We start from the raw sequence: 11,999 nt of genomic DNA on the forward strand, positions 1-11,999 counted from the left end.
CTTTCCCGACAGCTTCTTTTTTATTTTTACACAAATAAAAAACAACACTCAAATCATGGATAATATTGGTAAAGTTGAAGTGCGGCAGCTGAATATCGACGATTATGAAGAAATGCACAAATCGTTGCTGGATGCCTATCCCAACTGGCAGGATGACTACTGGGAGAAGAAAGACATCAGGGAACTGGTAAAAATTTTTCCTGAAGGCCAGCTTGCTGTTGTAGTTGATGACGTTGTTGTGGGCTCAGCGTTATCCATTATTGTAAAATATGAGTTGTTTGGCGACGATCATACATACGAAGAAATTATTGGAAATTACAGCTTTAATACGCACAACCCGAAAGGAAACACTTTATACGGGATAGATGTTTTTATCCGGCCCGAATACCGTGGAATGCGGCTTGGGCGCAGGTTATACGATGCACGAAAAGAACTGTGCGAGCAACTTAACCTGAAGGCAATTGTTTTTGGCGGGCGAATTCCCAACTACTACAAGTATTCTGCTGAGCTGTCGCCAAAAGAGTACATCCAAAAGGTAAAGTACCAGGAAATCAACGATCCGGTACTCAACTTTCAGCTTTCCAACGATTTTCACGTAAAAAAAGTCCTGAAGGGTTATATATCAGGCGATAAGGAATCGGAGGAATATGCCGTGCTGCTGCAATGGGATAATATTTATTACCAGAAAGTTTCGGACAAGGCCAGCGCATATAAATCCGTAGTGCGGCTGGGACTTATTCAGTGGCAAATGCGGCTTTACAATAACATTGATGAACTATTTACACAGGTAGAATATTTTGTGGATGCAGTGGCCAGTTACAACGGCGATTTTGTTCTTTTCCCGGAGTATTTTAATGCCCCGCTGATGGCCGATTACAATCATCTTGGTTATGCCGAAGCCATCCGGAAACTGGCCGATTATACGGATGAAATTCTGGAGCGGTTTATCAACCTGGCCATTACTTACAACATTAATATCGTAACCGGAAGCTTTCCGCTGGTAAAAGACGACAAGCTTTTCAATACCGGGTTCTTGTGCCGCCGGAACGGAACCTACGAAACCTACACAAAAGTACATGTTACGCCCGATGAAATTAAAACGTGGGGACTTTCGGGCGGTGATTTGGTGGAAGTTTTTGAAACCGACTGCGGACCGGTTGGTGTACTGATTTGTTACGACGTGGAATTCCCCGAACTGTCGAGGATTTTGGCACAGCAGGGGATGAGCATTCTTTTTGTACCCTTTCTTACCGATACGCAAAACGGCTATTCAAGAGTGAGGTACTGTGCCCGCTCGCGTGCCATTGAAAACGAATGTTATGTAGCTATTGCAGGATCGGTGGGTAACCTGCCCAAGGTGGAAAATATGGATATTCAGTTTGCACAGTCGGTGGTATTTACACCCTGTGATTTTTCGTTCCCAACTACCGGGATAAAAGCCGAAGCAACGCCAAATACTGAGATGATTTTGGTTGCCGATGTGGATTTGGATTTACTGAAAGAGCTCCACAACTTTGGTGCAGTCCGTAATTTGAAAGACCGGCGCACCGATTTGTACTCGGTTTGCCTCAATACCGATAAAATACCGGTAAATACGAAGAAGATATAGTGTACTGCAAAGCACACCTGTCAGGAAAGTTTTCGTGCAGGTTATTCTTCTTCCCAGGTTATATCGTAAAGGTAATCGTTAAACGGAAAGCGTTGCGAGTGAATTTGTTTCACTTCATCGTAAATAATTTTTTTGAATTCTTCGATGTTTTGTTTCTCTTTTGCCGAAATGAAAATGGCAGGCGTATTGTTTTTTGCCATCCACGAATTTTTCCATTCCTCCAGCGTGAAGTTTTCCTTTGTTTTTGGAGTCAGGTCATCTTCATCTTTATGAATATGTTCGTAGGCATCAATTTTATTGAATGCATAAATAACAGGTTTTTCTCCTGATTCGATCTCTTCCAGTGTACTGTTTACCGTATCTATTTGCTCCTCAAATCCCGGATGCGAAATATCCACCACATGTACCAAAATGTCAGCTTCGCGTACTTCGTCGAGGGTAGATTTGAACGACTCCACCAAATCATGCGGCAGTTTGCGGATAAATCCAACGGTATCGGCCATTAAAAACGGGAGGTTAACAATTACAACTTTCCTCACGGTAGTGTCGAGTGTGGCAAAAAGTTTGTTTTCGGCAAATACATCCGATTTTGCCATCATATTCATAATGGTTGATTTACCGACATTGGTGTAACCTACCAGTGCTACGCGAACAAGTTTCCCTCGATTTTTACGCTGGGTGGCTTTTTGCTTGTCAATTTTTTTAAGTTGTTCTTTCAGTCGCGAAATTTTATCGAGGATAATCCGGCGGTCGGTTTCAATCTGGGTTTCCCCGGGGCCGCGTAACCCAATTCCACCGCGCTGGCGCTCAAGGTGGGTCCACATGCGTGTTAACCTGGGCAAAAGGTACTGGTATTGCGCCAGTTCAACCTGTGTTTTGGCATGGGCTGTTTTGGCGCGGCGGGCAAAAATATCGAGAATGAGGTTGGTGCGGTCGAGTACTTTGCAGCTCAGCTTTCGTTCTACGTTCCGCAGTTGGGTGGGAGTCAGCTCATCGTCGAAAATTATCGTATCGGCCTCCACTACTTTTATGTAGTTACCAATTTCTTCCAGCTTGCCGGGGCCAACAAAAGTGGCCACATTGGGCATGTCGAGTTTTTGGGTGAATCTTTTCACCACCTCGGCACCGGCGGTATCGGCCAAAAATTCCAGTTCGTCGAGGTATTCTGTGGCTTGTTTTTCGTCCTGATCTCTATAAATCAGTCCGACAATAACAGCTTTTTCTGTTTCAGGAGTGGTTTCAATCATATAGTATATTTCTGAAAGTATAATATGGTTATCACCGAAAAAGTTCAGTTATAACCATAAAAAACTCCCGGCCCCGCGGGGACCAGGAGTGCAATAATATGTTTCTTACTTTTATTGTAATACAAAGTTTATCGGGACTGTATAAGAAACGCGTACCGGTTTTCCGCGCTGTTTCCCGGGTTTCCATTTTGGAAGCGAGTTTATAACACGCAGTGCTTCTTTGTCGAGCGACGGGTCAACACCTCTTGCAATGCGGGCATCGGTTACACTGCCGTCTTTGTTCACCACAAAGGTTACATACACTTTTCCCTGGATTCCGTTTTCCTGTGCAATAACCGGGTAGTTAATGGCGTTGGCAATGTATTGCCTCAGGGCCAATTCCCCTCCCGGGAATTCAGGCATGTCTTCAACAATGAAGAACACTTTTGCTTCTTCTTCCTCTTCTTCTTCTTCCGTTTCAATTACGGGAGCTACGTCGATGATGGTTTCATCATCTGCTTCAGTGTCTTGAATTTCCAGTTCATCTTCAATTTCCACGTCATCGTCAACAATGTTGAGCACTTCAACTACTTTTGGCGGTGGTGGTGGCGGCGGCGGCTTTACTTCCTGTTCGCGGGTGATAGGAATAATTTCTTCCTCAACTTCCTGCATTTGAACTTCACCCAGCGATTCGGTTGCTTTGGGGGTGGTTTTGTACTCGAAAGCAGCGAGTACTACGCCCAGCGCAACAACAAGGCCGATCCAAAGGAAAACGTTCCTTTTGTTCTCTAAATCGGCTTTTGGTGATTTTTTTACTTCCATAGCGTTATTGTTTTTTATTTTATTAATTCCTTTTGAAAGAACCCTAAATTGAAGGGGTTAAAGATAAAAAATAATTGGCATTTACAAATCAAATTTTTTCATATTTCAATTGCTGACAACCGGTCAGCCATGAACACTGTTCATGATACATATTTTGTTTGTTGTTTTCAACAAGAAAAAGCCACAAAAACTTTACCACAATTGAACTGTTTGCTGTTTTTTATTTTTCCTTTGGTGCAACATAATGAAGGAGATGTTTGTCGCCATAAGATTTGATGGCATAGGCAAAAAATAATCCGGAAAGAATATCTATTGTATAATGCCCACGTGAAAGGAATAATGCAAAAACAATTATTAATACGCAAATCAAAAGAATATTTTTGTACCATTTGTCTTTTACGAGAAGAAAATACAGATAACTAATTCCGGTATGACCTGAGGGATAAACTCCCAACTCAATGTCAGTGAACCCGTTAAATGGGCCTTCGGTACCATCAAACCCTGCCGGGTTTCCAAAAGGGGTAAGTACAATAAAAAAACCTCTTACAATTTGAAACATTCCACTTAGGAGCAAAAAATAGGGTATTTTATTATATGCCCTTTTGTGGATTACATAAATTACAATTACTAATAATGAAATTAGTGAAAAAATATCATATAAAATGTCAACATCCCAAAGTGGAATATTGTCTAAAATAAGGTCGGAAAGAACGGGTAAAGAGCTGCCATTTTGAATATAGTTTAACAAATATTCCTGTGAATAATAATTCAGCTCAATTCCGATTATTAATGATATGGCACCAATATAGAAATACTTGTTTTTAAACAGAAGTAGAAATTCATTTGCTATTTCTGTCAATTTATTAATAATAAGGCTATTTTTTCTGTATGAAAAATGCATCCTCACTGATTAAAATCCCCGTGATTATATTTAATCTGATTTTTAGATATTTCTTTTCCTGATAATAAGCGGTACAAATGTATTCCAAAATATTTTATGAGCAACAAGTTCCCATCAGTTTTCGCCCGTCTCCCTGAGGTATAAAAAAATGGGTTCAATATTTTAAAATTAAATTTGTATTGTCTCCTGGCTTTTTTCAGGTAATTACAATCTTCGCATACACCAATTGTTTCATCAAATCCTCCTACTTTTTCATGAACTTTTTTGCTGGCAATAATACATGCACCGTATCCCGAGGTATAAACAGGTTTAAGCGCTGCCATGAAAAAATTTAGCATGCCAGCACTTAATTTAAAAGCCAAATTATTTTCAAACATTTTAATGCGGCAAGTGGCAACATCAATATTTTTTAACTTAATCTCAGAATAAATCCGTTGAATAAAATCTTTTTTAATTTGTGTGTCTGCATCAAAAAATACTATCGTTTCGTATTTGGCCAACTGAGCTCCTTTGTTTCTTGCATAGGCAGGCCCCAGAGCTTGTTTTAGCCTGAAACAGGTAAATTCTTTAAATTTGTTTGAATAGCTGTTTGCCACATTCCCGGTATTATCCTGGCTGTTGCTGTCGATAACAATTACTTCGAAGTTCTGCTGGGTTTGATTGGTTAATGAATCCAGAATGCCGGGAATGAATTTTTCCTCATTTAGTGCGATGATTATTATACTTATTCTGTTGATAGCGATTTTTATTTGAATTATAGTTATTTTATAGTTTGCAAATATATGATTTTTTTTACCTTTGCAACCGCTTTAAATGGGGCATTAGCTCAGTTGGCTAGAGCGTTTGACTGGCAGTCAAGAGGTCATCGGTTCGATTCCGATATGCTCCACAAAGAATTTTTATATTGAGTTGAAAACGAATGCCTTAACGGTGTTCGTTTTTCTTTTAGGCAACATTAGTCAACCAGGCCAAAAACGGAACACTTCAAAAAGTAGGTGGACTAAAAAAAACAGAATTAAAAAAAATGACTAACCCCCCGTTTTTAGTATAAGCCTGCCCGGAGACATCTATAAATCCCCTGAAAATTCCTTCAGCCATTTGCGGAGCGGATCGCCGATTTCCTCGTGCATTAAGCCATAAATAATATTTGTTTTTATGAAATCGAGTTTGTTGCCAATGTCGTAGCGTTTCCCTTTAAACCGGAGCCCATACATGGCATAGCGTTTTACCATTTGGCGCATGGCATCGGTAAGCTGGATTTCGTTGTTTTTACCGGGTCTGGTTTTTCCCAGGTAGCCAAAGATTTCGGGCGTAAAAATATACCGGCTGGCAATGGCCAGGTTCGATGGCGCTTCTTCCACTGATGGCTTTTCGATGAAATCTTCGGCAATCATCACATTCTTTTCCAGCGTTTTTCCTTTGATTACTCCATACCGGTGTACTTTATTGCGCGGAACTTCTTCGAGCGCCACCACCGAACTTTTGTACCGTTCGTAAACATCCATCAGTTGTTTGGTAATCGGTTCTCCCTCGCCGCTAATCAATGTATCGCCGAGCAAAACGGCAAATGGTTCATTCCCCACGTGGTCGCTGGCATAACGAATGGCATCGCCCAGTCCGTTCATCTCTTTCTGCCAGATAAAATGAATATTGGCCAGTTGCGATATTTTTTTGACTTTCTCCAGCAGCTCAAACTGTTTTTTGGCCACCAGCGACTCTTCCAGGATAGGACTCCTGTCGAAATGTTCTTCAATAGCCCGTTTCCCTTTTCCTATAATCATCAGGATGTCGGTAATTCCGCTGGCCACGGCTTCTTCCACCACGTACTGAATAACGGGTGTGTCAACAATCGGGATCATCTCTTTGGGCTGCGATTTGGTAATGGGCAAAAACCGGGTTCCCCATCCGGCGGCGGGTATTACTGCTTTTTTTATCATCTCTAATTCTTGTTTACAATGTTGGGTTTTATGACTTCAATATCTTTTTTGGCCAGTGTCTCTTTCAGCTTTTTAAACATTTCGTCGTTTTCGTAAGTGCCGATTATTGCTCCGCCCGAACCGGTAAATTTTGCCGAGGCACCAACCGAACGCGCGGTTTCAACCATCTCCACATTTCCTTTTGAAATGGGGATGAGGCTGTGGCGTAAATCGAAGTTGGCATTGATGAGCTGGTGCATGGTTTGGTAATCGCGGGTTTTTAGCGCGGCTTTAAAATCTTCGGTAAAACCGGCCCATTCCCCCATGGCTTCCAAAACGGCTTTTTCGCCAATATTAAAACGCGCCCTCAGGTTATTGTGCAACACCTCGGTGCCTTGCGAAAGGTTTTTGCGGAAAGCGATGTACATGTTCGGAAAATTTTCAGCATCCAGTACTTCGTAATTGCCGAATCCCTGTTTTTCCATTGTTTTTTTGTTGAAATCCATGTAAACGGGCTGTTCGTAGGCTTGTGCCACCCTGTCCTGCAACCCGGCTGCAATGCCCAGCTCCTGGTTTTCGACATTCAGAACGAGGTTAGCCAGAATTGGTTTGGGGATTGCGACTCCATAAAACGAAATCAGCGCTTTCATGCAGGCTGTAATAATGGCACTCGAACCGGCGAGTCCCAGCCGCAGCGGTATGTTCGAATCGTAACGGATGGTAAAATTCCGTTCGTCGAGCTGAATGTTGCACTCCCGGCAATAATCGTAAAAAACTTTTATGGTGGCTTTCAGCAACCTGATTCCTCCGTAGTAACCCGATGAGTTGACATTTTCAACGAGCTCCTGCATGCTGCTGAAACGGGTTTTGTCGAGGCGCTGCGGTTGAATATCGAGTTCAGGAGTGTGGTAAAGCTGAACTTTTGCCTGAAAATTTGAAAACAGGAAGGCTATGGTTTTCCCAAAATAACCATCTGACGGGTTTCCGATAACCGCTGCCCGGGGGTGGCAAAGTGTTTCAATAATCATTTTTTAGTGCGTTTTAAGTTCCATTTATTTATGGCCGCTATGTTTACATCATTTTCGATGTTGCGGGCCAGTGGTGAGTATAAAAATTCAAGTTCTTTGCTAAAATAGTCGCATATTTTTCCCCTGACCATTTTCATGGTGGTGTTCATCAAACCGTTTTCCTGGTTAAAACTTTCGGGCAACACAACAAATGTTGCAGGCAGCCAGCGGTCGGGGAACAAATCTTCATGTTCTCCACCTTTTTTGAATTTGTTGATTTCGTTTTGCAGAATCAGCACCGATTCGAGGTTTCCCTCTCCACTTCCCGGTTTAATGTTGCGTTTTTCCAGTTCGCGGTTAATGGCATCGATATCGGGCACCAGCATGGCTGAGGTATAGGCATTTTGATTGTTGTAAAGCATCATTTGCTGAATAAAGGGTGATTGTTCCACAATGGCTTCTTCAATTCCTTCGGGACTGAATTTTTCGCCGTCGTTGCCAATCAGCAGGCTTTTGAAGCGTCCGAGAACATACAAAAATCCGTCTTCATCCATGTAGCCCATGTCGCCGGTGTGCAGCCAGCCGTTTTTTATGGTTTCTTCGGTGGCTTTCTCATTTTTCCAGTAGCCCAGCATCACATTGTCGCCTTTTACCACTATCTCGCCTTTTTGCCCGGTTGGCATTTCATTGCCTTCGTCATCCAGGATTTTCAGTTCCATGTATTTTACCAGCTTTCCTGACGAACCAAATTTTATGGCATGTAAAGCATTTGACGAAATAACAGGAGACGCTTCGGTTAAACCGTATCCCTGGCAAACCGGAATTCCTACGGCATAGAAAAAGCGTTGCAGCTCAATATCGAGCAGGGCACCGCCGCCAATAAAAAATTTCAGCTGGCCGCCAAAACCTTCTCTTATTTTTTGGAAGAGGATTTTATCGAAAACCCAAAGCAGCGGTTTTAAAATGAATTTCCATCCTTTGCCGCGGTTGTATCCCAGCCCGTTGTATATATAAGCAACCTTTAAGGCAAACTGGAAAACTTTATAGAGCGTTTCTCCTTTCTGTCGAATTTGAGTTTCTATGTTTTGCCTGAATTTTTTGGAAAATGCAGGCACACTCATTAACAGCGTGGGTTGGATCTCTTTTATGTTTTTGGGGATATTTTTTAAAGTTTGCAGGGCATTTTTACCTGGTTCAACGGAAGCAATGCTGGCTCCCTTAAACATGAACGCGTAAAGGCAGGCTGTGTGTGCAAACGCGTGGTCCCACGGGAGAATGGCCAGCGTGCGCCATTCGGGTTGCAGTTCCATCAGGGTGTTCGACTGCACCACGTTAGCTGCATAATTCAGGTGCGAAAGCATGATTCCTTTCGGATCGGCTGAGGTGCCGGATGTGTAGCTGATATTGGCCAAATCGTTGGGCTGTATGTTTTTCCATATCTCTTCCAGTTCGCTGCTGTGTGTTTTTAGGTATTCTTCACCTTCCTGGATCAGATACTGGTAGTTGACATCATCTTTTCCCGGATTTTCTTTCCCGTCAATGAAAATTATTTTTTCAAGGTCGGGAAGACTTTCCCTGATATCTTCAATTTTTTCGGCATGGGGTTCTGAAACAAAAATGTACTTGCTTCCGCTGTGTTTCAGCCTGAAAATCAGTTCTGATTCGTGAAGCCTTATGGAAAGCGGAACGTTAACCCCGCCAGCGTAAAGCATTCCCAGTTCGCTGATAATCCAGTCGTTTCGTCCATCGGATACAAGACCTGCCCTGTCGCCTTTTTTGAAACCCAGTGCCATCAGGCCGGCAGCCAGTTTCAATACAATTTTGCGTGTTTCTTTATACGTTGTGCCCTGGTATTTTCCATCAGTTTTTTCCCAGAGATAAACATTGTCAGGGTAATTGGCAACTGTTGTTTCAAAAAGCTCGATGATTGTTTTCATATGATTATAATTGTTGATTTTTTATGGTATCATATGGAACTCGCATCCGCCAGCCGGCGGATAATCATATTCCTGGATGATAATTTTTACCATGCTCGTTTCATTTAAGATGGTTTCTGATTAAATTTAGTAATCCAAAAGTAAAAAAAAATGGGAATTATTTTATTCTGTTATTACCAGGGTGAATGAAGTTTGTAAAAAGTCTGGTTTTTAAAAGGAGCAGATGTAAATTAAAACAGGGGAATTCCTTTGGTGCTGATGTGAAATCCCCCTGTTTGTATATTTATAGACTATTGCCTACTGCCTACTGCCTACTTACATAATTGCATTTATCCCATTTTGGGTATTTATCATTTTACCCTGCTTCAAATTTGTAGATTGTTTTCTCGTTGTATGTTTCTCCTGGTTTTAGCAGCGTCGAAGGGAAGTTATTATGATGAGGTGAGTCGGGATAGTGTTGTGTTTCGAGCGCCACACCCGAATAGCTGCCAAATTTTTTAGCTCCGCCAATGGTTAATTCCGGAATCCAGTAACCGGTGTAAAGCTGCACTCCCGGCTGGGTAGTGAATACTTCCACCTGGCGCCCGCTATTTTCCTCTTTCAGGCAGGCGATGTATTTCAGTTCGCCATTTTCGTTGTCGAGCACAAAATTATCGTCGTAGCCGGTGGGCAGCTGGTCTAAATCGCGGGCAAATGTTTTGAATTCTGTGAAATCGAACGGTGTCCCTTCAACCGGGATGATTTTCCCGGTAGGAATCTGTTCCACCATTTCTGTCATTTTGCAGGCCGTGAGTTTCAACTCGTGGTTCAGAATATTTTCCTTTCCTCCTGTGAGGTTAAAATAGGTGTGGTTGGTGAGGTTCACCACCGTAGTTTGATCGGTTTCAGCAAAATATTCAATGGTGAATTCGTTCTTGTTGTTCAGGTTGTAAACGCATTTTACCTTTAAATTACCGGGGTAATTTTCTTCGAGGTGCGGACTCAGGTACGAAAGTTCTAATTCAACCGAATCTTCTTTTTCAGTTGTTTGGGCTTCCCACAAGCGTTTGTCGAAACCGGTGTTGCCACCATGTAAATGGTTGGGACCGTTGTTGATGGCCATTTGGTAAACTATGCCTTCAATTTTGAGGTGCCCCTTGGCAATGCGGTTGCCAAACCGGCCGATTAATGCACCAAAATAAGGATAGCCACTCAAATATTCATCGCTGAGGTAACCTTCCAGGTTTTCAAATCCACACACTATATTTTCAATGTTACCGTTTTTGTCGGGCATTTCAATACCCGTAACAATACCACCGTAGTTGGTTATTTTAACTTTCACGTTGTTGTCGTTGCTCAGCGTGAACTGTTTTACACTTTTTCCCTCCGGAAGTTTTCCGAAATCAGCCGATTGTACTTTCATGATATTCTTGTTTTAGTTAATATTTCAATGTTGGGTTTACGAGCACTAAAATACAAAAATGTAAAAAGAACCTGAGTAAACTGGTAGGTACTGGTAGTGTTTAAGAACATGTAAAACTTTCAAAGAATCTGTTATTTTTGTTGAAAACTAAAACCTGATTTCTTGAAAAAAGTAATTAAAATCGATCCTGCATCGGCTAAACCGAAATACCGGCAAATAATCGATTCGGTTTTTTGTTCCATTGAAACCAACGGGTTAAAAAAAGGTGACAAAATGCCCTCTATTAACCAGGTTTGTGCCGAGTTTGATTTGAGCCGCGACACGGTTATGGTTGCTTTTAACGAGCTCAAAGAAAAAGGAGTTTTGCTGAGCCAGCCCGGAAAAGGATACTACATTGCCAGTACTGAAATTCACCGCGAGGAAAAAGTTTTTGTATTGTTCGATGAATTTAATGCTTTTAAGGAAGACCTCTACAATTCGCTTATTGAAAGCCTGAAGGAAAAAGCAAGCGTTGAAGTGTTTTTCCATCATTTTAATTACAAGGTTTTCAAACACCTGATTTTAGAGAGTATTGGCCATTTTACTTCCTACATAATTATGCCGGGTACTTTTGACAATATCAGTCACCTGATTTCAAAATTGCCGAAGGAAAAGGTTTATATTCTGGACCGGTTGAAACCAGAACTTAAAAACTACCCGGTTATTTACCAGGATTTTGAGCAGGATTTCTACGATGCCCTGAACGAAGGTGGCAAGCTACTTGAAAAGTACCGCAAACTGATTTTTGTAAACCCGGGTGGCAAAGAGCCGGATGAACGGGTGAAAGGTTTTGAACGGTTTTGTCGTGAGAGGAATTTTAAATTTCAGGTACTGAAGTCGCTGAAAGGAACCCGCCCCGGGTTATATGAAGCCTATTTTTTGATTTCTGACCGCGACCTGGTTGAACTGATAAAAGTGGCAAAAAATTACCAGTATAACCTGGGCGAAAAATTTGGTATCGTGTCGTTTAACGATACCGTACTGAAAGAGGTGGTAGCCGGGGGGATTACAACTATTTCCACCGATTTTAAAGCGATGGGGAAAACACTGGGTAACATGTTGCTGAACCATCAGCTTGACAGGGTGCGAAATCCATCGAAATTAATTGCAAGAAACAGCCTTTGAGCAATTTTTTTCTGT

Annotated in this window: 10 protein-coding genes and 1 tRNA gene; 3 read left to right on the forward strand and 8 right to left on the reverse strand. The window is 41.9% G+C overall.

Annotated features, from left to right (window positions below; translation table 11 throughout):
* Positions 1 to 55 precede the first annotated feature (55 nt).
* Positions 56 to 1,609, forward strand: a complete 1,554-nt coding sequence (locus ACTCNA_RS01605; RefSeq protein WP_462946144.1) for a bifunctional GNAT family N-acetyltransferase/carbon-nitrogen hydrolase family protein — start codon at positions 56 to 58, stop codon at positions 1,607 to 1,609.
* 41 nt (positions 1,610 to 1,650) lie between these two features.
* Here the strand turns inward: ACTCNA_RS01605 and hflX are convergent, their stop codons facing one another.
* The 4 genes from hflX to ACTCNA_RS01625 all read right to left on the reverse strand — a co-directional run bounded on the left by hflX (position 1,651) and on the right by ACTCNA_RS01625 (position 5,340).
* Entirely contained in the window at positions 1,651 to 2,856 is a 1,206-nt protein-coding gene (gene hflX / locus ACTCNA_RS01610; protein WP_462946145.1) for a GTPase HflX, read from the reverse strand.
* A 111-nt stretch (positions 2,857 to 2,967) separates the two neighbouring features.
* A complete protein-coding gene (locus ACTCNA_RS01615; RefSeq protein ID WP_462946146.1) occupies positions 2,968 to 3,657 on the reverse strand; it encodes an energy transducer TonB in 690 nt (229 codons plus the stop codon).
* 220 nt (positions 3,658 to 3,877) lie between these two features.
* Positions 3,878 to 4,516, reverse strand: coding sequence for a phosphatase PAP2-related protein (locus ACTCNA_RS01620; RefSeq protein ID WP_462946147.1), 639 nt, complete (start codon positions 4,514 to 4,516; stop codon positions 3,878 to 3,880).
* Between the two features lie 44 nt (positions 4,517 to 4,560).
* Positions 4,561 to 5,340, reverse strand: coding sequence for a glycosyltransferase family 2 protein (locus tag ACTCNA_RS01625; protein ID WP_462946215.1), 780 nt, complete (start codon positions 5,338 to 5,340; stop codon positions 4,561 to 4,563).
* 33 nt (positions 5,341 to 5,373) lie between these two features.
* Here ACTCNA_RS01625 and ACTCNA_RS01630 point away from each other — a divergent pair.
* Positions 5,374 to 5,447: transfer RNA gene (locus ACTCNA_RS01630), tRNA-Ala, on the forward strand.
* 178 nt (positions 5,448 to 5,625) lie between these two features.
* On the opposite strand, the gene galU is transcribed toward ACTCNA_RS01630, so the two are convergent.
* From galU to ACTCNA_RS01650, 4 genes are all read right to left on the reverse strand, one after another.
* On the reverse strand, positions 5,626 to 6,495 hold the full coding sequence (gene galU, locus ACTCNA_RS01635) for a UTP--glucose-1-phosphate uridylyltransferase GalU (protein ID WP_462946148.1): 870 nt from the start codon (positions 6,493 to 6,495) through the stop codon (positions 5,626 to 5,628).
* 2 nt (positions 6,496 to 6,497) lie between these two features.
* Complete coding sequence (locus ACTCNA_RS01640) at positions 6,498 to 7,502, reverse strand: mevalonate kinase family protein (RefSeq protein WP_462946149.1); 1,005 nt, start codon at positions 7,500 to 7,502, stop codon at positions 6,498 to 6,500.
* Positions 7,499 to 9,418, reverse strand: a complete 1,920-nt coding sequence (locus tag ACTCNA_RS01645) for an AMP-dependent synthetase/ligase (protein WP_462946150.1) — start codon at positions 9,416 to 9,418, stop codon at positions 7,499 to 7,501. The genes ACTCNA_RS01640 and ACTCNA_RS01645 overlap by 4 nt, the downstream gene beginning before the upstream one ends.
* Before the next feature lie 355 nt (positions 9,419 to 9,773).
* Positions 9,774 to 10,820, reverse strand: coding sequence for an aldose epimerase family protein (locus tag ACTCNA_RS01650; protein ID WP_462946151.1), 1,047 nt, complete (start codon positions 10,818 to 10,820; stop codon positions 9,774 to 9,776).
* A gap of 162 nt (positions 10,821 to 10,982) precedes the next feature.
* Between ACTCNA_RS01650 and ACTCNA_RS01655 the strand changes: the two genes are divergently transcribed.
* Positions 10,983 to 11,984, forward strand: coding sequence for a GntR family transcriptional regulator (locus ACTCNA_RS01655; RefSeq protein WP_462946152.1), 1,002 nt, complete (start codon positions 10,983 to 10,985; stop codon positions 11,982 to 11,984).
* The last annotated feature ends 15 nt before the right edge of the window (positions 11,985 to 11,999 follow it).

The organism is Tangfeifania sp. (assembly GCF_055108615.1).

What these genes read in the sequence shown, in the direction of transcription:
- ACTCNA_RS01645 (WP_462946150.1), bottom strand. Translation starts at nt 9,418, where the DNA reads ATGAAAACAATCATCGAGCTTTTTGAAACAACAGTTGCCAATTACCCT.
- ACTCNA_RS01605 (WP_462946144.1), top strand. Translation starts at nt 56, where the DNA reads ATGGATAATATTGGTAAAGTTGAAGTGCGGCAGCTGAATATCGACGAT.
- ACTCNA_RS01650 (WP_462946151.1), bottom strand. Translation starts at nt 10,820, where the DNA reads ATGAAAGTACAATCGGCTGATTTCGGAAAACTTCCGGAGGGAAAAAGT.
- hflX (WP_462946145.1), bottom strand. Translation starts at nt 2,856, where the DNA reads ATGATTGAAACCACTCCTGAAACAGAAAAAGCTGTTATTGTCGGACTG.
- ACTCNA_RS01640 (WP_462946149.1), bottom strand. Translation starts at nt 7,502, where the DNA reads ATGATTATTGAAACACTTTGCCACCCCCGGGCAGCGGTTATCGGAAAC.
- ACTCNA_RS01615 (WP_462946146.1), bottom strand. Translation starts at nt 3,657, where the DNA reads ATGGAAGTAAAAAAATCACCAAAAGCCGATTTAGAGAACAAAAGGAAC.
- galU (WP_462946148.1), bottom strand. Translation starts at nt 6,495, where the DNA reads ATGATAAAAAAAGCAGTAATACCCGCCGCCGGATGGGGAACCCGGTTT.